Origin of the sequence: Moorena sp. SIO3A2 (genome assembly GCF_010672265.1) — a bacterium.
Classification (GTDB): Bacteria; Cyanobacteriota; Cyanobacteriia; order Cyanobacteriales; family Coleofasciculaceae; genus Moorena; species Moorena producens.
In genome coordinates, this window is the sequence record NZ_JAAHHC010000063.1 from 11,764 (window position 1) to 31,118 (window position 19,355).

Consider the following 19,355-nt stretch of genomic DNA (forward strand, 5'->3'; position numbering starts at 1 on the left):
CCAAAGGCGATCGCAACCAGATCCACCAGAACTACCCCGTAGCCCCTAAATCTCCTATTCCCCTGAAAGCAATAAAATGACCCTTACCCCTAACCCTGCCCCATGTATAGTTGTTAATAAAAAACTAAGTTTACTAAGAAATATCTTAAACTTGTCTTATTTACTTGCTTTATGGAATATAATTATCACATCTAAATTTCAAACAGAATAAAACCCCATCCTCAAACTTTTTTGTTGAAGAAAGGACGGGGTGACAAATACAGATCAATAAAATCTTATGTCGAATTGTACTACAAAAAGTTCGATAAAACTTCTATCGGACGAAAGACCTCTGATTTTTCTACCAGAACTTGCAGATGAAGTGGGGAAGGTGGAAGCTTTCATGTTGCAGGAAATTCACTACTGGACTGGGATATTTAACCATGTAATAGAGGGAAAAAGATGGTTCTACAGAACTTATGAGAAGTGGGCAGAACGGATAAAAGTTTCTGAGAAGACCATCAACAGGGCTATTAGAAGCCTCCGGGAAAAAGGTTTAGTCTACATTAAGCGTTTGTCTGCCGGGACATACTACCAGGTGAACTGGTACTCAGTTAACTATTCAGAACTAAAGAAGAAGGTCAAGGACATCAAGATCCTTGAGTATTTTGGTCAAATCGATTCGGCCAAACCGGGTAGTATCGATTCGGACATTTTGCCTGAATCATATAAAAGAGTACCTTCCATAGAAAACTCTACATGTCACCCACCCACCCACCCGTGTGTTGAAGAAAAAAATGATCAAGACCAAGAAGAAAGAAACCAAGGGGTAGAAGTTGTTCCCCTCTCTTGTGATAATGATAATGAAGATATAAAAGAGGAGCTGGAAGTAAGTTCCGCCGCCCATGAGCCACGCTACGCGATCGCAGCAGCAGAGATAGAGCTGAGGAGGCTTCAGATCAAGCCAGCTGCTGTGATGAAGTACATGATCAATTTCTATGCAAACATTGGCTACGCCTTAGATCGGGTAAAGGAGGCGGTAAGGAAAGGGTGGGCAAAAAACCCAACCGGGCTATTCATTCAGTCTCTGAAGGACGGGGTTGATGAGCACTTTGAGGCTAATGGACAGGTCAAGGAGGATCCAATTCCATCCCCACCCCCTGGTTTTGTTGAGTGGTGTAATAACAACCCAGAGGTTAAAACTTATCGTTTTACTTCTGGGTCTACCAAAGAATGGACAGTAATGTACACTAACGGGCAAATATTGCCCTGGTACATTGCTATGAAGTGCGATAACCCTGAGTATCAACCACCCCAGGATAACTCGGAGTATCAGCCATCTCAGCCATCGGGTAACCCAGATCAGGTGAATTGGATCCCAGCAAAAAGCTTTATTGAGATATCCACAGAAAACTTCACTGAGTACCGCAGACATTATCAACAATCACTACTCAATAATCTAGTACAAAAGTACTTGCCGCCATCAGGCTTCCCTACAAATCCAGAGCAGGAGTAGGGAGGAATTGACAATGCAATATCAACTTTTTGATTTATCTCAATATGGGGTAAATCCTAGTTCTGGGGTAAATCCACATCAGAGGGATTTGGACGGAAACATAGAGGAATTTGAGGCTCTTAGGTCGCGTACGCAAAAGCCAAAGCAATATCAGCAATGTGAGTTTTTCGATTTATCTCAATATCAGACAAGTCCTGATTCTCAAGTAAATCCATATCAGATGGATTTGGATCAGAAATTCAAGAAAGGAAGGTCACGACAATACAAGCGAAAGCGATATAAGCAATATGAACTTTTTGATCTCAAGCAGTATGAGGTCAATCCTGATTCTGATCTGAATCCATGTGAGACAGACATTAGCACTGGGGAAGAATTAGAGCGAGGAGGCTCGTGTACGCAATACCATCAAGACCAATGTATGGATTCAGTGAAATCAGAACTATCGGTTTGTTTGAAGGCATTGGCGGATTCCCCTATGCTGCCGAACAGATTGGGGGATTCTTGTGGGAAGGATCCGTGGAAAATGACCCTTCCGCTATCAAGGTCCTTGAGCGGAACTTCTCCCATCCCCTTTTCGGGGATATCAGGAGTTTCCACCCCAAGCCGGGTGAGTATGATTTCATGGTTGGGGGGTTCCCCTGTTCTGGGACATCATCCGCTGGCGACAAAACTGGGCTTGACCATCCCGAGTCCTCCCTATATACAGAATTCATCAGATGTGTTGAAGAAGGACGACCCTCGATGGTCCTTCTTGAGCAACCCGAAGGATTCATCTACCGGGGATATGAGACATGGGTTGAGAAAGTATCAGGGATTGGATACGAAGTCTTGGATCCAATTATCTTTGGCTGCCACCAGATCGGCGGCAGCTATCGCAGAGTCCGAATCTTTTCTCTGTCCTACGCTCCTGACAGGGCGTGGAATATCAGGCAGGGGCGCTGGCAATACCAAGTGCGAACGCTGGTGGAAGAGTTCGGGGCTTCTGCCGAATGGCTCACAATTGAGCGTTCAGGCGATGCTATTGCTACACGGCTTCCCGCCGGATTATCTGGAACCGGAGATGTTTGTCTCCACGCCCCCTACAACCAAAAAGGAAGGAACGAAGCTAGGAGGCTTATCGGCCAAACAGTATCAGTCCCCCAAGCAGCCCTCGCCCTCTCTGCGGCAAAGTGGGTCTGGTACCAGAGATGGGACTGGGTATAGCGCTACGGATATTTCTCTAAAAAATCCTGGGAATGACTATAGTGCTACGGATATTTCTCTAAAAAAGCTGTCCATCGAGGAGCATAAACAACTCTCTATTGTTGACTATTGCCATGAACATGCCATTGGTCAATTGGTTGCTTCCAAAGATGGCCGTATAGGGACAGTAATCCGAGCTGTTCCGGGAAATACTTTTTATGTAGACGTTGAATGGTGGCATGGAGCTGATCAGTACAGCAGAATTCCGTTTAAGCAGGTGAAGCTGCTTGGACTAACTATAGAAGACCGCTTATGCTGCCGCCTTCCAAATGCGTCTAAGCAGCACGGGACATTGTACAAGTTCACTAGTAACCGCCGGGGGAAAGATGGTGTTATGCGAACCTATCCGCTGGTGGAGGGCGATCGCACGCTTGACTCTGATTGGTATTGGGGAATCAATATCAAGGTTCTGGTAAACCCGAAGAAGGGCTGGCAAAGTAAAAACTTTGGGGTTAAACACTCAAAGCTCCCTTTGGTGAAGGCTGCCCAAAGGGAGGGCAAGGACTATGTCTATATAGTTGAGAAGGTCTTGGGGAAGAGTATTGACCTGTGCTGATTAGTGTTGTAGGTGCTTTAAGACGGAGTGGTTCTGTTTTAGAGAAAAAACGGGTGGTCTAAGACGGAGCGATTCTGTTTTAGAGAAAAAACGTCACTGTCTCTGGTTAACCCTGGCAGTTGAACTTATCTCTAGAAAGGGGTATGAAAACCAGATTTAATGTAATTTCTAAGACAGAGATATTATAAAATCCATATCTTTACTGTTAACCTTTGCCAATTTATTACCTATGTTGGCAACAGAAGCCTAAATTTTAAGGAATCCATTAATGGCATTAATTGTTCCAGATGCAATCCCCTCAAAAGCAAGCAGTGGAGAAAAACGACTCTTCAAAATCCTTAGAGATGAACTCCCCGATGATTTTCATGTATGGTATGAACCCAACATGAACAGACGCTACCCCGATTTCATAATTCTCGGCCCGACATTGGGACTATTAATACTAGAGGTAAAAGGTTGGAAAGCTAGCCAAATTCAATACGCAAGTCATCAAGACTTTAGAATTCAAAGAAGTGATAAACGGATTGAAACTCAACAATCCCCATTGAGACAGGGCAAGGATTACCGGGATGTATTACTTAATAAACTTAAAAGTTCCTCAATTCTCTGTCAAGATGACGAGGACTATCAAGGAAAGTTGGCCTTTCCTATTGGATTCGGAGTGATAATGACTAATATCTCTGAAGCCAAAGCGAAAGAAAACAAAATCTACTCAATTCTGGAAAAGCCTCAAGTTGTCTACAAAGATGAATTGCTCAAATGGGATGAGATCGGTGAACAGGTTTTGATAAAGCGATTAGAGGAGATGTTCACTGTTCGGTTTAAGTTTATGGGTTTGGAAGACGACCAAATTAACACTATCAGGGGAATCATTCATCCTGAAGTTATTATTAGAAAAGAAGCTGCAACAATTAAAAGTGTGCCGTCTGGATTTTCTCTCAAATCCGATGCAACTAAAATCAAAACGCTGGATAATAAACAGGAACAGTTGGCTCGTTCTCTTGGTCATGGTCATCGATTGTTCTGTGGCGTAGTGGGGTCAGGTAAAACTATAATCCTACTTAGTCGCGCTAAGTTTATTGCCGAAGAACTCTTCGATAAACGAATTTTGATTCTGTGTTATAACATCACATTAGCAGCCTACTTGCGATCGCTTATCGAAGAAGAAGATAATCCTTTATATCAACAACGAATTCAAGTTCTACACTTCAACGCTTGGGCTAAAAAAAACATGGGTCGATTACCCATGTACAATCATGATGATGACTCAGAAGAATATAACCTAATGTTAGGTAATAGCCTTTTGGAAGCCCTATCAGACCTCACTATAGAAGAAAAATGGGATGCTGTACTTGTTGATGAAGCTCACACCTTTTATCCAAATTGGTTTACGTGTTGTAAACAGGCACTAAAAGACCCAGAAAATGGCGATTTGCTTATCGTTTCAGATAAAGTTCAAAGTATCTACAAGCGTCAAAAATTTACTTGGAAGTCAGTTGGAATTAAGGCACAGGGCAGAGTTAAAAAATTCAAAAAAAACTATCGCAACACTAAGCAAATATTATCCGCTGCTTGGGATTTAGTTCAGTTATCCTCCATTGAGGAAAAAGATGATGTCTTTCCCTTAGTTGAACCCTATGCTGCAGTTCGCCAGGGCAAACCTCCAATCTTGCATTTGTGTGAGAGTCCAAAGTCAGAAATTGAAAATGCGATCGCAAAAATTCAGCAACTCACCAGTGAAGGGTACCAACCCGAAGACATTGCTATCATTTATCGATATAAAAGTAAAAAGGAAAAGGAACCGTTTAACTTTCTGACTCAACAGTTAGAGTCGTCGGACTTGGGCTACTATTGGGTCTGTAAAGACAATAAAAACAAAGGAAATTACAGCATTCGTCATCCAGGAGTAAGACTGATTACCGTCAAGTCTTCTCTCGGTCTGGAGTTCAAAGTCGTGATTATTTTGTGGGTACAGCAGTTTGGCGTGAAATTTGACGAGCCTGAACGTGAACTTTACGTTTCAATGACTCGCGCTCAAGATATCCTGTATTTATTTGGGTCGGGTGAGTATAAATTTTTGAAAGATTTACGGGAATGCGATCACTTAGATATTTTAAGCTGAGATTTTCCTAGTGCGATCAGCGAAGCTGCGCCAAAGGCGATCGCACCTCCACCTCCAGAACTCCCGTTGACCTAGTACTGACGCAAGGTACCGGGTCAATCTTTTGGTTTTGGTAAATCACTACAGTAGTCCCAGGGTGAACACATCGACCAAGACCGGGGAGTTTTTTGCGATATCCTGGGGAAGTCAGCCCCGTGGCACACATACCTGCTTTTGGGGCTGCTTCTGCTCCCGTCCCCTCCATCGCAACACACGGAGGGGTTATTTTTGAGGGTTTAATGCGATCGCATGGTATTAGAGTGCGATCGCTTTTTGATCTTCCCGAATTAACTGTGATCACTTACTGCTCAAACATTTCTTTCCATTCAACGCTTTTGTATTGTCCCACTTGAAAGCACGAGAAAAGCTCTAAATCACAATCAGGTTCAGGATTTGGTAAGTACAAGTTTGAATCAGCGATCGCATGAGAGTAGCTCTCCTCGAAGAATAGCAAGTTTGTCAATTCTAGCGATTGATCAATCACCTTTAAATCTGCTGTGACCGACGTTTCTATGGTTATGGGTTGAGTATCGTCTCGTTCTTCGCATTCCCCTTGTCGGTCTAAATCACAGCATGTGGAAACCCATTTGACCATCCCGGTGGCTTTCCAAAGCAAAATATCAGCTGCCTGTACCTCAGTGGTAACGGACAGTAATTCGTTATTCCTATAGGAAACTTTATTAAACTCGTTAAACCACTTTTTGAGTACAGTTTCAAAGTGTCCTTTAACTGTTCCGGTCTCCAGTTGGAAGTTGTTCGGCAATGGGAGCTTTTTGTAGTCTTGATATTGGTACATTGTCTTAACAGTGTTTTTCGACTTTTCCGCGATCGCTTCCTTAATCCTCCCGAAAACTTATGGACAAAACAACCAACCTTTCCCTGGGTGGAACCGTACTAAGCCACTTGATGAAGCCTTTGCACCGAAGGTAGTGTGATATAGACTGTTCAGTGAACATCCGGCGAACATCCAGCAAAGGTTATGACTCAAGAGATAGACAAAATCCCGGTTAAGGATTTACAAAGCCGATATGGCATAGGTCGCACCGCCCTTTATGAGCGAATGAAACATGCGAATATCAAGACCGACAAAGAGGGGACTCGCTCCTTTATATCCGGTGAACAACTGGAGGAATTGGATCGATTAAACACCCATTTGGAAAGGGGTGGAACCTTTGAAGATTTTGAGCCATTATTAACCGAAGGGTTTACGGAAGATAGTCAGGAAGGTATCTCCCTGGACAGTTCACCGAACAGTTCACCGAACAGTTCACCGGACGTTCACCGGACAGGTCCTTGGACCGCAGAACGGGAATCATTGGAGGTGTTGATTGATGCCATTGCTTCTGGTATTGAGAGAGCCAATATCAACAGAATGCAGCCCTTGAGTCCCATAGAATACATGCAGCAGTTGAAGCTGGCTGCTGAGGAACGGTGGTTATTGACCACATCGGAGGTCAGGGAATTGATAAAGGTAAAACCTCACACCAGGAAGGGTGAGGATACCTACAGGAGAGGGTCTTGGTTGTTTGTTAAATCGGGGAAGATTGGGAGGGAAACTGCCTGGCGTGTGGAGCAGGAACAGAGAACAGGGAATGATAACTGATAGCTTACCCCTAAGCTTCTGTCCATCCCTCAATGGTAGCCATCAAGATGTTAACCAAGGGATGGTCTAGGGCTTCCTTGAAAGCTTCCGCGCTTGTGCGATGGCTCGAAGAGCCCGCCAAAGGCGATCGCACCTTCACTTCCAGAACCCAGTACCTTGCGTCAATACCAGGTCAATCCTGTGGTTTTGGTGAATCACTACAGTAGTCCCAGGGTAAACACATCGCCAATGATAGCGATCGCAAGGACATTTTGTGCTGTTCATGTGGGGACACCCCACGCCCCGTATTTCATGGGGGACACCCCCAAACCCCCTTTTGCGATTGAGAGGGGGTCTCAAATGGAGGGGCAGGGGGAACCAAAACTTGGGGGAAAGCTTGTGCGATCACGTTACCTTTATTTAGAATAATTTTCTGTTATTACAGTTCATTACACAGATTTTTCAATAATTCTCTGTATTTCAAATCAGTCCCGGTGCCACATCGAAGATGATGGCACCTAACAGCTGGGGCTTATGTAATGTGGGGAACACCCCACACCCCGTATGTGGGGACACCCCACACCCCCGCCTCATTCAGCTTTCCTATTGTAACTACGCATGTCAAGGGTCCAAGTTTGGGATGACAAATAGGTTTCTTCTTGATTTTCTAAGCTCGTTCCTCGCTAAGAAAATCTACGAGAACCGTATTTATCTATCCCAACTAGGATGAACAAGTTTCGCTAGGCTCGTTCCTCGCCAACCTCAACTAGCCCTTGACACGCTCCGTTTTGTTAAAAGTAGCTGAAATTCGGTGAAGAAGAAGAAAATGCATAGAAATACAATCACGAAATTACATAAAGAAGTGTTTACTGTAGAGAACATTAAATTAACAGGAAATCGTGCAAATACTTATAAGATAACAGTACGAAGAAGTAAAAACAGTTTTAGCGGTTATGCAGCAGATGTATACTTTGAAGATGGTGTGACATTAATGAAGTTTCGGGAAATTTGGGATAATATACTTGAAGACACTGGATTAAAGTTTAATACAAAAGAGAATGGTGAGTGGACAGTAGTACCAGGTTTTGTAAAAATAAGGATACGAGAGATTGATAATGAAAGATATATAGGAATAGTTTCAGTTCCAGTATTTGTAGATTAATAGAAGTAGAGAGGTACATTAGGTATCTCTCTACTTTTTTTTGAATAGAATATGCCAGTATCAACGATACCAAAATTCCCTAAAAGCTGAAAGCTACAAAGTACTTTGGTACAATTGCAAACAAGAGAGAAGACGGTCTACGCTAGCTATTTTCCAGTTGGAACTAGTTGAGACAATGTTGACAAATTGCGATGCTCTTTTGGAGCTGCCAAAGGCGATCGCAGGTATTCAGTAAAGTACTTTGGAACAATTGCAAACAGGAAAGATGGACGGGAAGAAAACCTTTGGTGAGCTACCAAGTCTAGGGTTTCGGTAAAATCGAATTCGTGAAGTACCATCGAACACGCGCTGCGCTGTGGAAACTAGATAAATACCTTGGCTTCGCATAAATACTTGGCCGATCGGTGTTGCAGTTCCCGGCTGGGTCGGCGCTCGGCATAATTTTTTTCTCTAAAACACTCAGATCCAATGGCCTCGCGCGACCACAGCCTAGTCGGCCAGGCGGAGTGTGGAGATTTTTTCTACGATTAGACCTCCGTTAGTGAAATTTATTCTAAATTTCCCTAACTCCGTCCTAACCGTACGAAAAAACTCCAGGGGGGGGTTTTCCATTAAAAAAATGGAGGGAGAGGAAGAGGGAGAGGGAGAGGTAACGAAGGTGGGTTGGCTCCGGTTCGGTCTTGGGTTGGGGTCAGTCGGCTGGCTTCGGTTGTGTCGTGGGTTGCGCCGGGGCTGGGCACGGGGCTGGTTTCTGGTTTTTGGCCGGGGCGGCTGGTTTTGGCTGGCCGCCCCGGCCAGCCCCTAGTTGTCGGCAAAATTGTTAAAAAAGGGAGAGCTGTTCGTAGGTTGGCTTACTCAGCCATTCGGGCAGCGGATTTTTCTCTAAAAAAGTTATGTCGATGTCAAAACCATAGTATTTACAGAGAGCTATGGTTCCCCAGGTTCCTGAGCCAGACCCATAAAAGGTTGGTTTTGGTTGTACCCCTTCAGGGCAGGGTTTGTTGGGAAATGCCAACAGCTTATATTCCCCTGGGTTTTTCATGCAGTTTTTGATCATCCGTGTACTTCGCTCTGCGAAGTGCCACCGTTCTTCCCCGGTTACATGGTAGGTGGTCACCCTGTCTTTTTTCTCTAAAAAATGTAGGGCTATTGTATCTACCCCAGGGGCGTCCCCGATGTGCCAGGTGTCTGGGGATACGCTGCTTAGCTTGTTCTGGATTATTCGGATATGCTCTGGTTTGACTGTGCGTGGTCCTGTGATGCAACAGTTAATCATGGCTTTATTTTCTCTTTGGTCTTAACCTCAGTATACCATGGATTACGACGAAAATCAACGAAAAATCAATACTTTTGGGGATTTTACGAAGGGTGCAAAGACTCCGCTCCGGGGGATGCACGGGGCTGGTTTCTGGTGATGCCAAGTGGTTGATCGGTTTCCCAGCGCCCCGGCACCCCCGGAGCTCCGTGCGGAAGTAGGGAGTAGGGAATTAATTAGACCTCTTGCAAAAGTATTTTTCTGATAGTGTTTACGTCAATTCTTGTCCCCTGTCCCCTGTTCCCGACAACTGCAAGAAGTCTATTTTATTTCTTCCCAGTAAATACAATCGTTGTTTTCCCAATAATTAATACTAGAACACAAAGATGGATTCACGGCGCACAGAAGTGGTTCTCCTTCTGCATAATATTTACAGCGATAGCAGCTTTTGATTTTTTGACGAGGCTGATGCTGACAAGGATTATCCCTGACAGGAAAAGTGTGATTTAAATCTAAAGTTAAAATGTTGTTATAATTATCTTCCCAAGCTAGTGTTGGATAATCAACCAAGTAGTTTCCTTCGGTTTTCCAATCATCACATGATTCAATTACACCTATATCTCTGGAGGGCAAACAGTAATATTGTGATAGATATTCGCATGTCGCTTTAAGCACAAAATAATTGTTATAATACTCAGGAATGTATGCTGTATGATCTCCAGGGAAGATCTGAACCTCCAAATCTGTTACTTTACACAAGAAACTACATCCATATTTTACAAATAAATAGTTTTTTCTGTAACCTACATTAATCCGCTTCCATAAAGTAGTTAATAAAGGTTCTTTTATGTCTATTGACAAAAATGCGATTATGCCTTCTTTGATTTCACTATGTGCAAACGAGATTATACTCATGCTTGTTTATCCTTGGTATTATTTTAGTTACAATTTAGGATGACTTGTCTATTGGTGTGTACCGCGATCGCAGCTTACTATTGGGTTAACTTCAATGAAGTTAGAAAAGACTCAGTTGTTGGAATTGTTCATTCCAGAGCTTCGACGGTTCCCACCATATCAATGCCCATCTTTCATCTTCCAACGGTGGCACGCTATGAAGTTTTTTGGAATCAAATTGATAGATAACTCCACGCTTACAATTGTACTCTGAACCATCAATAATGAATAGATAGTCAGTGCTGCTTACTACAAAAGCTTGCCTGCCGTATATTGATGTATCTCTGTGAGGTTTAACACCTCCCCCTTTGCCGTATTTGCAAAGTAGTGACAATTTCCAATCTGGACAAAATCTTGATGCTAGTTTGTCCATTCTTGGGTCATAATGTGCCTTGACACACTTCGGTGGTTTGACATTCACTAACTTATAACCAAGTGGAACTACCAAGCGATTATAATCTTGACTGTAAATGCTCTGTTCGAGCATGTGGTGTTTTGATTCACACCATTCAACAAATGGCTCTATCTCTATTCGTGCAAGCTCTTTCATACAACTACCTCCTAATTTTACTTTTTGCTAGGTGTACGCGATCGCGGATAGTGCGATCGCATTACATTAGTTAGAACTTAGTTCATCATCAGAATGCCTCCTTGTTTAACTCATCAAGTGGAGGAAGTCCGAATTTTTTCTGATAGCTAGCAACAGTTGCTCGTGCCGTTTCAGAGTCCCAATAACACCGTCCCAATCCGAATAAAGCCACTGCTCTGCGCATCGCTTGGGCTGCTGCTTTTGGGATGGGACCACCCCATTTAGTTGAAGAAGTTGGCTCAGAACCTAAACCTTCCCGTTCAAAAAGCCCTTGAGCGCACAAGATTTGAATTTTTGTCTTGACAATAACCATGTCGGATGAAATAGTTATGTCATCAAGTTTGTTCCAGCCGGGAGTAATGTAATCTAATATCAACGATATGGTCGATGATCGTAGATATGGAGCACGTCCAATCAGCTTTTGAGTTCTGTCTGGGTAGCTTTTATAAAGTGGTTTGAAACTAACAAGTTTCAACGGGATTGGAGCTGACAAGTCAGACATGATTTCTGGAAAGTCTCGCATCCAACCACGAGTAGTCTGCTCATATATAGACTTTCGCAAAGATGATAGGTCTGGAGGTAATATTGGGCTTGCCCCATTTTGAGAATTAGTTTCATTCATTTTCTCAAAACTCCGTACTTGAATTAGGGTTCAACTTTGCCCAATGCTTATCGAATTTTGCGTCATGTTTCCCAGAGGAAAAACCAGACATATACCAGCAGTTTTTCCGACACACTTTTGAAGAATGGCAAACTTGCTTCGACTGATCGAAGTAATCGCAGCGGCCTTTCCAGCTTCCTGAATAGCCATCCTGATATCCCCTCTCCTGGAAAGAGAGCATGGTTTCTTCCGCAAAACCATCAGTCTGACGGATCTTCGATTCTTGCTCGAAGTCCAACGATTGGTCGTATATCATAATATTGAGTTAAGTCTCTAGTTTGACTAACAACGGGAGGAATCTCTTTGGTCTTGGCTTCCTCTCGTTTCTATCCTTAGTATACTGAGGATAGAAACTAATGTCAAGTCATTTTCTCGAAAAATATTTCCTAGCATTTTAGTGCTAACCATGGTATACTGAGGATAAGGCTAATGCGTGCCAGTGCCATGTCCAGACTGATTCCGTTTTAGAGAAAAATAGTGGTGATTTTCTCTAAAACAGGGACAAGCCCGGTGCAGCCTACCAGCAACACCAAATGAAACTTGTTTAATAAGTATGAATACTCAAAGCAAAGGATTCAAAATCAATAATCCATTGGGAAAAAACGGTTATGACACCGGAACTCAAGTTAAGTCTCGGGGGAAGAACATGACGTTCAAATTATTGTTAAGTGATCAGGATGAGATACTTCAACAACTTAAGGATGAGGGGATAAGTGTTCAGGAGTTCTGTGATCGCATGGTCATCCTCTACCAGATGTTCGTGATGGGGGAAGAGATAACCCCTGAGAAGCTCAAAGAAGCTGGCATATCCAGTGAGCAATGGGAAAGATTAGTGAAGTATATCCTTTCCCGACTGAAGTTTTCCTAGTGTAGTCTTACGCTATAATCCGTTGAGAACAAAATGGTAAAATTTAAAGATTTTGAAATAAACAGCCAAAGCATTAAAATCTTGGATGATCATATGTCTTTCTTGTACAAATCCTCAAGAAGTCATTTTGAACGGTTTATGTTAGACCTGAAAATTTGGTTAGTAAACAATGAACAACCAGAATTAGAGCGTCGCCTGGGCAGTTTTTATAAAGATAATGGCTACCGACCAGTTACTGGATTTACTGACTTAGAGAATTTCGTGGCAGCAATTATGAGATTTCCTGTACCAAAAAAAATGACATACGTTTGTGATTGGTATCCAGGATGTGAAGACATCTACAAAATTTTTGAATTAACTGTCGATAACATAGACGAGTTCAAAGATACCGAGTTTCAGTGTAAGCTAACTGATACCAGTCGGGAGATGATAGAGGAAATTAGAACAGATTCAGAATTCGTTTATTGGGAGTATGGAGAACCTCCTATTGAAGAAAGTTTAACTCCAGATGAAGACTTTAATTTCGGTATTGCCATTGCTTGGATAGATGTCGATGAGAACTTATGGGATACAGACCTTCGTTTTGAACCAGTGAATCCAGGCATCAGAGATGCAATAGGCGACTTTTTTACCCTATGTAACGGTTAAGACCAATGAGGGGAAACCGTTCAGGAGTTCTGCGATGCGCTACGCGCAGCCAAAGGCGATCGCACCAGCGGAGTTGTAAGGAGATTCTGAAATCTATTAAGTAGTTACAATCTTCCCTATTCCCTACTCCCTACTCCCTACTCCCTGCTCCCTAAAACCTATAACGAAAGTACCTCACCCAATTAAAACCTCTGTAATATAAACAATATAGCGATTACAGTGTCCTAGCTCCTAAACAAACACACAAGTATAGGTATTATGACAAACAATCCCGGTGGATTTTCTGTAGGTAGTTCCGTAGGTGGTAAGGTCAGCAACCTACAAGGTAGCAATAACCGAGGCATTCAAGGTGAAGATAGTCAAGGTATTCAAGGTGACAAGATTAAAGGTATTCAAGGTGACAGTAACCAATCCATTCAAGGTGACAATAGTCAAATAAACCAAGGTCAAGGTACTGCATCAATCGAAGAACCGCTAACAAAAGAGCAGGTTATTGAGTTATTAGTAGAGCTGGATAAGTTGGTACGAGGGGCAGAGCTACCAGAGGATATCAAAGAAGAAGCAACCATGTACCTTGGTGCCGCCAAAAAAGCCACAGAAAAAGAAGAACCTAAGAAAGAATTGGCACTCGCTAACCTGGAAACTGTGGCAGAAACCCTGGAAACAGCCAGTGGAAAAGCTAATGCAGGTAAAACCCTCTGGGGCAAAGCCAAGCCTATCCTGCTTAAAGTGGCAGATTGGTTCGGTGCTGCTGCTGCTTCACGCATTATAGGTGTCTAGAACTAACTCATGAGCCAGTCACCTGATCGGAATTCTGACTCACAACAACCTGATGCCAATTCATCTGAGCATCAGGTTGAAGCTTTTCAGGTTGGTGAGGATATGTCAGTTATCCAAGGTGATAACAATCGGGCTATCCAGGGAGATAAAAATCGGGCGGTTCAGGGAGATAAAAATCGGGCAGTTCAGGGAAATAGTAACCAAACCATTCAAGGGGAGAACAGCCAGATTAACAACATCTGGAATATTTTTAATCCGCAGCAATCTGTTCCAGGAACCCAATTAACTCGCCAAGAATACCGCAACCGTCAGGCATTACTCAGTAAAGTTAAGACCTATTGGGTCAAAGACGTTTTGGAAAAATCCCTCTATCACCAGGTACTGATTGAATTGGGATTAGAAGAGAGACCCGATGCCATTACTAATCCTTTGAGCGAAATTCTCGAAATCGGTGACGACTCACCTCAACCCGTCCCCAAAGGTACTAAAGTAATTGATGTTTTTGACCAAATTGGTACAGGAAGAACCCTACTAATTTTAGGGGAACCAGGGTCAGGAAAAACCACAACCTTACTGGAACTCGCCCGGGATTTAATTGCTCGTGCTGAACAAGACACTAATCAGCTTATTCCCGTAGTTTTAAACCTCTCCTCTTGGGCAAAGGAACGGCAGACGATAACCGATTGGCTAGTAGAGGAACTGAACACTATATATAAAGTTCCCAAGAAAATTGTAAAAGCTTGGGTAAGTCAACAGCAACTACTACTATTACTTGATGGTTTGGATGAAGTAAAGGCAGACTATCGAAACAACTGTATTGCTGCTTTGAACACATTCCATCAAGAGTATGGTGCTGAACTGGTAGTGTGTAGTCGGATTAAAGACTATCAAGCCCTATCCAACCGTCTCAATTTTCAGAAAGCAGTTTATATAAAGTTGCTGACTTTAGAACAAGTTTGTCATTACTTGAATCGTGTCGGGACTGAGTTAACGGGATTAAGGACATTAATTGCAGAAGATACAGTATTACAAGAGTTAGCCCAGTCACCCTTGATGCTCAATATTATGACTCTAGCTTATCAGGGAGTAGCAATTGATGATTTCCCCAGAACTGACGTAATAGAGGAACGGCGCAAGCAGCTCTTTGATGCATATATTGAGAAGATGTTTAAGCGTCGGAAGACTAATAAACTATACAATAAAGGCCAAGTAAAGTACTGGCTAATTTGGATGGCTCAGAAGATGGTTGAGGAGTCGCAGACAGTATTTTTAATTGAAAAAATGCAGCCTACTTGGTTGCATAATAAGTGTCAAAAATGCATATACAGTTTGGGTGTTACATTGAATGTCGGGCTTCTTGCTGGACTGAGCGCAAGCTTTATGTTCGGAGTAATTGAGGGACCGATTGTTGGGTTAGGGGTTGGACTTATAACTGGGCTAGAAAGAACAATAAAAACTGTCGAAACTCTCGCTTGGTCTTGGAATGATGTATTGCATAATTTTTTTAATACGCCCTTGATGGGACTGAGTGTTGGGATAATTGCTGGACCAGAAATAAAAACAAAAACAAGCCCGAATGAAGGAATTTGGAGGTCAGCCTTCAATGCTTGTAAAGGTTGGTTATTTTTTTCTTTGCCGTTTGGTTTATTGAGTTTTGGTGTGGGGCTGGTGATTACAATCTTGGATGGTTTGACTCCGGAAACACCAATTCTTCTTTTGTTTATTCTGATAAATTCTTTATTGATTTCGGGAATGAGTATTGGACTATATGTTTGGTTGCGAATCGGTGGCGTAACCTGCATCAAACACTTCTTCCTCCGCTTTGTCCTCTACCGTAACAATTACATCCCTTGGAACTATGCCCGCTTCCTGGACTATGCTGCCGATCGCATCTTCTTACAAAAAGTAGGAGGAGGCTACATCTTTATCCACCGGATGCTGATGGAACACTTTGCCCAAATAGAACTTGAAAATTGATAGATTACTATAGCAGTTTGATTTGAGATGTGAACAATATCAACCAGTAGTTTATCAGCCGATTACTATCTCAACAAACTATCTCAGTTTCTAATACATTGTTTCCTCATTCGCACGAAAATCATTAACAACCAGTTTTATCCATAGTAGAATCTGAATAGATTGAAAATAAGAGAGCAATCGCCTTTGGCGCAGCGAAGCTGAACGCACCATTACAAACTGCTGCGATCGCACTCATAGGAAACCTCAAACTTTAGCCACTATGGACTACACAGAAATCCTTGAGAAAGCCCTTAATTGGGGTAAAGAGAATCACCCAGAAAGCAATCTTCATCATCATGCAGCATTTGCTAATTCTGTTGGATACTTAGTAACGGGAGGAAGTGGTGGATACGGTGGTCCATCAATACGAGAGCACTGCGTCTCACATGCTCTCGCTGGTGATGGGTTTAACGTACCTACGGATACCAATATTGGGGTGATGACCGTCCAATTTCCCGATGGTCGCCTTCCGAGAGGTGGGGAGTGGGATTTTGAACGAGCTTGTAGCTTCGCAGAACCAATCTGTTATGGGGTATTACCTGCGATCGCTTCAAAAGTTTATAACACTGAGTATTGTTTCGATGATGATCCGAATGACCTAAAGGAGATAGAGATTCGACAACGAAAATAGTAGCTTGTCCGATCATTTTCAACTTATTGAGCAAAGGCAGCATTACCACAAACATACCCTTGCCCTAGAATCAACCACCATCCCTAAGATCAAGAGTAATTTCAGCAGTGATCACCCGGTCTGTCTGTGAGAGAATCTTCACCCGTCTCACCCGACCAGCATAGGGAGATCGCACAATACTCAACTCTTCCAGCTCCTTCTCCACCTCTTGGGATTGCTTCACCAAAGATGCCAGCTGGTACTGTTGCCGCTGCAAACTAGTTTGATAAGTCATCATTTTCAGAGAATGCTGGTAAATCTGTTGTTCGTAACGAGTTTTAGCAGCATTTAACCGAGCTATAGCAGATTGAATCGCAATCTGCGTTTTAATGCGCTTTTCCTGTAATTGTTGTCGTTTCTGGATTTTGTCTTGGTCGTGGATGATATTGAGATAATCCATCTTGAACCGCAGTGGTGGAGCTGATTCAATTTCCCTTTCGACCAACGCTAAATCATTCCGAGCCTTCGCGATCGCAGCCTCCTCCTCACTGAAAGAAGGTGTTGGTGGTTCTTGCATTGGGGGTAACGGTAAACTCATCTGGTTGATAGCGATTTGCAGCTGGTTCCGTCTCGCTTCCAGTGTTTTTCGTTGAGCAGTGCGGTCCGAGAGCGTTTCCCCTACTTTCACCCTATCTCCCTGCTTCACCTTGATGTCCTCTGGTGCTGTTACTGTTACGTTTATTCGGTGGCGCTTTGGTGCAGTGGGTTGAATCTGTGTAACCGGGGTAATGCCATCAGGTACTGGTTCAACAGAAACTTGATTTGGAGTAGCTGCAACCAGCACCGCTGCCGTGCCAGCAATACCAATACCGATTAAATTAGTTACCCATTCCATAGTCCTACTGCTGCTGGTGAGATTATCTTTACGCTTAGGTTTCCCACAGCGTACTGATCACTCAACTTAGTGATAGCTGTAGTCAGTGGACAATAGTTAAACCTTAGTGTCGAGCCGGTGACGCTTAAGGTCTGAAGTTGATTAAGCTGTGCAGCTGGTTTCACATCTTCGGGGAAATCCACAGCTACTTGACCGTTAACGAAAATCGCAGCACCAGGGTATTGTGCTGCCAGCTGCCGTAATTGGGGGATGGGGTCTTCATCGTCCCAGCTTAAAGTCATGACTGTGGTTTGAGCTGGTTGACCAATATTGGTAGTGAGCTTAGACACAGTAATCTGTTCCCCGGTCTTATATATCCCTCTCCCATCTGTGACGATAAACTCACTCCCAGCAGTATCGATAATCCAGTAGCGGCCAGAGGCATCAGAGCGATCGCTAGCCCAAACCCCAGTAATTTCGGCATAGATATGATTAGTGCTAGCGTTCTGGTTGTAAGTGGTAATCGCACCATCCCTCAGACCAAGACTCTGGGTAACCTTGGTTGTAATGCCCCCACCATTGGCTAACCAGATACCAGTAATTAGTAATGCTGTGGCACAAGCTAGCACCCACAGCTCAGCAGCACCCCCAGTTTTAATCCGTCGTCTGGGATTACTCACAGATACCGCCCAAGCAGGTTCAGGCCAAAACAGCTGAACCCCCTGCTTAGTGAACGTATCTGAGAAACAGGCCAACAGGTGACCCAAGGGAAGAGCGATCGCACCCTTCCAATCCCCAAATCCAAAATGCCCCACAGCCACCGACACAGCAGTAATAGCAGCAGTGGCCAGCAGGGAGTGAGTAACGCTCCGGTGTGGGAACCTGTCTTCAATCCAGCTGGAGATAGGGTAAAAAATTTTCCCGATAGTGCTGGTAGTGGTATCAATATCCGGAATCTGGGCACCAACTACAGCCAAGCCCAACAGCGATGGGTCAGCTGTTCCCAATACTAAGCTGCTTCCTGCTGCTGCAATAATGCTGTGGGTGATGCTCATCATAATAATTACTGTCCCAACCTCTTTCTTGCACCTCTGATACTGCCAAGCTGTTTAAGGGTCATCCCAGCAACCAAGCTGACTCCACCGAATATGTAGAGTGACTTATTTCCAGTCCCCATACCAATGAACCGGATGATACCGAAGCTCATCAGAGCAGCGATAATGATGGGCATGATCACCACATATTGAGTATGCTCTGGCTTATTCTGGTTTATCCCAAGTAACTCATTCCTGACCACCTTCTTCGCGACCATCGGGTTACGTCCAGCTAGTGGCTGGAGTTCAGCTAATCGGGATTCCGAAATATTCAACCCCTGGCGCTTCGCCTCAGACCGCATCACCTCCCGGATGCGCTGGTCAGAAGGCAGTTCTAGCTCAATTTCCAGCATTTCCAAGAAGATGTCCCTGCCAGGATTCGCCACAGCCAGACAAACCACCCTGACCCCACTAGCCATTAAGTCCTCTAACCAATACCTAATCCCAGTGGTCAGCCTTTTAGCCTCTGGAAAGATTAGCAGTGTACTGTCATTACAGTTAGCTGCGATCTCCTCTTTCAGCTGGTCCATGGTGAGGGGCTTACCCTCATCATTTTCTGTAGGAATGTCCAGCTGGAAGGCTAAGGCTTGAAAGAACTTTTTCCCACTTCCTTTGTAGATTGCGATCGCAGCTGAAAATTCCCCCAACAGTTCCTCATAAAGCCCCTGGGCAAACTCACCCTTACCCACCCCAGCCTCCCCAAGAATCAGGAGAGAGTGGCCAGCTCTAACAGCACTGCAAGCTCTCTCAAAATCCTTCCCTAACTCCCGCTTCGATACTGAGCTAACAGAGTGTCTGCTACCGA

23 protein-coding genes are annotated in these 19,355 nt (G+C 43.7%); 11 read left to right on the forward strand and 12 right to left on the reverse strand.

Annotated features, from left to right (window positions below):
* Positions 1-277 precede the first annotated feature (277 nt).
* The 4 genes from F6K64_RS33910 (at position 278) to F6K64_RS33920 (ending at position 5,415) form a co-directional block, all read left to right on the forward strand.
* Complete coding sequence (locus F6K64_RS33910; protein ID WP_287267683.1) at positions 278-1,495, forward strand: hypothetical protein; 1,218 nt, start codon at positions 278-280, stop codon at positions 1,493-1,495.
* Between the two features lie 414 nt (positions 1,496-1,909).
* The gene (locus tag F6K64_RS38595) at positions 1,910-2,698 is read left to right on the forward strand and encodes a DNA cytosine methyltransferase (RefSeq protein WP_353815437.1); all 789 of its coding nucleotides are present in this window, start codon (positions 1,910-1,912) and stop codon (positions 2,696-2,698) included.
* Between the two features lie 133 nt (positions 2,699-2,831).
* Entirely contained in the window at positions 2,832-3,293 is a 462-nt protein-coding gene (locus tag F6K64_RS38600) for a hypothetical protein (RefSeq protein ID WP_353815428.1), read from the forward strand.
* 268 nt (positions 3,294-3,561) lie between these two features.
* A complete protein-coding gene (locus F6K64_RS33920) occupies positions 3,562-5,415 on the forward strand; it encodes a 3'-5' exonuclease (RefSeq protein WP_287267685.1) in 1,854 nt (617 codons plus the stop codon).
* A 16-nt stretch (positions 5,416-5,431) separates the two neighbouring features.
* Here the strand turns inward: F6K64_RS33920 and F6K64_RS33925 are convergent, their stop codons facing one another.
* On the reverse strand, positions 5,432-5,755 hold the full coding sequence (locus F6K64_RS33925) for a hypothetical protein (protein WP_287267687.1): 324 nt from the start codon (positions 5,753-5,755) through the stop codon (positions 5,432-5,434).
* The gene (locus tag F6K64_RS33930) at positions 5,756-6,250 is read right to left on the reverse strand and encodes a hypothetical protein (protein WP_287267689.1); all 495 of its coding nucleotides are present in this window, start codon (positions 6,248-6,250) and stop codon (positions 5,756-5,758) included.
* Between the two features lie 183 nt (positions 6,251-6,433).
* On the opposite strand from F6K64_RS33930, the gene F6K64_RS33935 reads away from it, so the two are divergent.
* Complete coding sequence (locus F6K64_RS33935; RefSeq protein ID WP_287267691.1) at positions 6,434-7,057, forward strand: hypothetical protein; 624 nt, start codon at positions 6,434-6,436, stop codon at positions 7,055-7,057.
* A gap of 10 nt (positions 7,058-7,067) precedes the next feature.
* On the opposite strand, the gene F6K64_RS33940 is transcribed toward F6K64_RS33935, so the two are convergent.
* Complete coding sequence (locus F6K64_RS33940; protein ID WP_287267692.1) at positions 7,068-7,190, reverse strand: hypothetical protein; 123 nt, start codon at positions 7,188-7,190, stop codon at positions 7,068-7,070.
* Between the two features lie 672 nt (positions 7,191-7,862).
* Here F6K64_RS33940 and F6K64_RS33945 point away from each other — a divergent pair.
* Entirely contained in the window at positions 7,863-8,198 is a 336-nt protein-coding gene (locus F6K64_RS33945) for a hypothetical protein (protein ID WP_287267693.1), read from the forward strand.
* 146 nt (positions 8,199-8,344) lie between these two features.
* Here the strand turns inward: F6K64_RS33945 and F6K64_RS33950 are convergent, their stop codons facing one another.
* From F6K64_RS33950 to F6K64_RS33975, 6 genes are all read right to left on the reverse strand, one after another.
* Positions 8,345-8,536, reverse strand: coding sequence for a hypothetical protein (locus tag F6K64_RS33950; protein ID WP_287267694.1), 192 nt, complete (start codon positions 8,534-8,536; stop codon positions 8,345-8,347).
* Between the two features lie 482 nt (positions 8,537-9,018).
* Positions 9,019-9,474 carry a hypothetical protein gene (locus tag F6K64_RS33955; protein ID WP_287267695.1) on the reverse strand — a complete coding sequence of 152 codons (456 nt, stop codon included), beginning with the start codon at positions 9,472-9,474 and terminating at the stop codon, positions 9,019-9,021.
* 300 nt (positions 9,475-9,774) lie between these two features.
* Positions 9,775-10,368 (reverse strand): hypothetical protein, encoded by a 594-nt coding sequence (locus F6K64_RS33960; protein WP_287267696.1) that lies wholly within the window; start codon positions 10,366-10,368, stop codon positions 9,775-9,777.
* Positions 10,369-10,468: 100 nt separating this feature from the next.
* Entirely contained in the window at positions 10,469-10,957 is a 489-nt protein-coding gene (locus F6K64_RS33965) for a hypothetical protein (protein WP_287267698.1), read from the reverse strand.
* Positions 10,958-11,045: 88 nt separating this feature from the next.
* On the reverse strand, positions 11,046-11,618 hold the full coding sequence (locus F6K64_RS33970) for a hypothetical protein (RefSeq protein WP_287267700.1): 573 nt from the start codon (positions 11,616-11,618) through the stop codon (positions 11,046-11,048).
* A 4-nt stretch (positions 11,619-11,622) separates the two neighbouring features.
* A complete protein-coding gene (locus F6K64_RS33975; protein WP_287267702.1) occupies positions 11,623-11,913 on the reverse strand; it encodes a hypothetical protein in 291 nt (96 codons plus the stop codon).
* A gap of 297 nt (positions 11,914-12,210) precedes the next feature.
* Here F6K64_RS33975 and F6K64_RS33980 point away from each other — a divergent pair, with 297 nt between their 5' ends.
* The 5 genes from F6K64_RS33980 (at position 12,211) to F6K64_RS34000 (ending at position 16,603) form a co-directional block, all read left to right on the forward strand.
* Positions 12,211-12,525 carry a hypothetical protein gene (locus F6K64_RS33980; protein ID WP_287267704.1) on the forward strand — a complete coding sequence of 105 codons (315 nt, stop codon included), beginning with the start codon at positions 12,211-12,213 and terminating at the stop codon, positions 12,523-12,525.
* Positions 12,526-12,618: 93 nt separating this feature from the next.
* Positions 12,619-13,173, forward strand: a complete 555-nt coding sequence (locus tag F6K64_RS33985) for a hypothetical protein (protein WP_287267706.1) — start codon at positions 12,619-12,621, stop codon at positions 13,171-13,173.
* 258 nt (positions 13,174-13,431) lie between these two features.
* Positions 13,432-13,953 (forward strand): hypothetical protein, encoded by a 522-nt coding sequence (locus F6K64_RS33990; protein WP_287267708.1) that lies wholly within the window; start codon positions 13,432-13,434, stop codon positions 13,951-13,953.
* A gap of 9 nt (positions 13,954-13,962) precedes the next feature.
* Positions 13,963-15,930 carry an NACHT domain-containing protein gene (locus F6K64_RS33995; RefSeq protein ID WP_287267709.1) on the forward strand — a complete coding sequence of 656 codons (1,968 nt, stop codon included), beginning with the start codon at positions 13,963-13,965 and terminating at the stop codon, positions 15,928-15,930.
* Between the two features lie 262 nt (positions 15,931-16,192).
* The gene (locus tag F6K64_RS34000; RefSeq protein WP_287267711.1) at positions 16,193-16,603 is read left to right on the forward strand and encodes a hypothetical protein; all 411 of its coding nucleotides are present in this window, start codon (positions 16,193-16,195) and stop codon (positions 16,601-16,603) included.
* Between the two features lie 70 nt (positions 16,604-16,673).
* Here F6K64_RS34000 and F6K64_RS34005 read toward each other — a convergent pair whose 3' ends face one another.
* From F6K64_RS34005 to F6K64_RS34015, 3 genes are all read right to left on the reverse strand, one after another.
* Positions 16,674-17,477 carry an HlyD family secretion protein gene (locus F6K64_RS34005; protein WP_287267712.1) on the reverse strand — a complete coding sequence of 268 codons (804 nt, stop codon included), beginning with the start codon at positions 17,475-17,477 and terminating at the stop codon, positions 16,674-16,676.
* Positions 17,465-18,514, reverse strand: a complete 1,050-nt coding sequence (locus F6K64_RS34010) for a metal-dependent hydrolase (protein ID WP_287267713.1) — start codon at positions 18,512-18,514, stop codon at positions 17,465-17,467. Before F6K64_RS34010 ends, F6K64_RS34005 begins: the two co-directional genes overlap by 13 nt.
* Before the next feature lie 5 nt (positions 18,515-18,519).
* The coding region (locus F6K64_RS34015; protein WP_287267714.1) for a P-loop NTPase family protein at positions 18,520-19,355 on the reverse strand (836 nt) is incomplete at its 5' end.

Excerpts from the sequence above, each read along its gene's own strand:
- F6K64_RS33970 (WP_287267700.1), bottom strand. The coding sequence starts at position 11,618 with ATGAATGAAACTAATTCTCAAAATGGGGCAAGCCCAATATTACCTCCA.
- F6K64_RS33960 (WP_287267696.1), bottom strand. The coding sequence starts at position 10,368 with ATGAGTATAATCTCGTTTGCACATAGTGAAATCAAAGAAGGCATAATC.
- F6K64_RS38595 (WP_353815437.1), top strand. The coding sequence starts at position 1,910 with ATGTATGGATTCAGTGAAATCAGAACTATCGGTTTGTTTGAAGGCATT.
- F6K64_RS33920 (WP_287267685.1), top strand. The coding sequence starts at position 3,562 with ATGGCATTAATTGTTCCAGATGCAATCCCCTCAAAAGCAAGCAGTGGA.
- F6K64_RS33985 (WP_287267706.1), top strand. The coding sequence starts at position 12,619 with ATGTCTTTCTTGTACAAATCCTCAAGAAGTCATTTTGAACGGTTTATG.
- F6K64_RS33980 (WP_287267704.1), top strand. The coding sequence starts at position 12,211 with ATGAATACTCAAAGCAAAGGATTCAAAATCAATAATCCATTGGGAAAA.
- F6K64_RS33935 (WP_287267691.1), top strand. The coding sequence starts at position 6,434 with ATGACTCAAGAGATAGACAAAATCCCGGTTAAGGATTTACAAAGCCGA.
- F6K64_RS33995 (WP_287267709.1), top strand. The coding sequence starts at position 13,963 with ATGAGCCAGTCACCTGATCGGAATTCTGACTCACAACAACCTGATGCC.
- F6K64_RS33945 (WP_287267693.1), top strand. The coding sequence starts at position 7,863 with ATGCATAGAAATACAATCACGAAATTACATAAAGAAGTGTTTACTGTA.
- F6K64_RS33950 (WP_287267694.1), bottom strand. The coding sequence starts at position 8,536 with ATGGTACTTCACGAATTCGATTTTACCGAAACCCTAGACTTGGTAGCT.
- F6K64_RS33975 (WP_287267702.1), bottom strand. The coding sequence starts at position 11,913 with ATGATATACGACCAATCGTTGGACTTCGAGCAAGAATCGAAGATCCGT.
- F6K64_RS33990 (WP_287267708.1), top strand. The coding sequence starts at position 13,432 with ATGACAAACAATCCCGGTGGATTTTCTGTAGGTAGTTCCGTAGGTGGT.
- F6K64_RS34005 (WP_287267712.1), bottom strand. The coding sequence starts at position 17,477 with ATGGAATGGGTAACTAATTTAATCGGTATTGGTATTGCTGGCACGGCA.
- F6K64_RS34000 (WP_287267711.1), top strand. The coding sequence starts at position 16,193 with ATGGACTACACAGAAATCCTTGAGAAAGCCCTTAATTGGGGTAAAGAG.
- F6K64_RS34010 (WP_287267713.1), bottom strand. The coding sequence starts at position 18,514 with ATGATGAGCATCACCCACAGCATTATTGCAGCAGCAGGAAGCAGCTTA.
- F6K64_RS33965 (WP_287267698.1), bottom strand. The coding sequence starts at position 10,957 with ATGAAAGAGCTTGCACGAATAGAGATAGAGCCATTTGTTGAATGGTGT.
- F6K64_RS33930 (WP_287267689.1), bottom strand. The coding sequence starts at position 6,250 with ATGTACCAATATCAAGACTACAAAAAGCTCCCATTGCCGAACAACTTC.
- F6K64_RS33955 (WP_287267695.1), bottom strand. The coding sequence starts at position 9,474 with ATGATTAACTGTTGCATCACAGGACCACGCACAGTCAAACCAGAGCAT.
- F6K64_RS33910 (WP_287267683.1), top strand. The coding sequence starts at position 278 with ATGTCGAATTGTACTACAAAAAGTTCGATAAAACTTCTATCGGACGAA.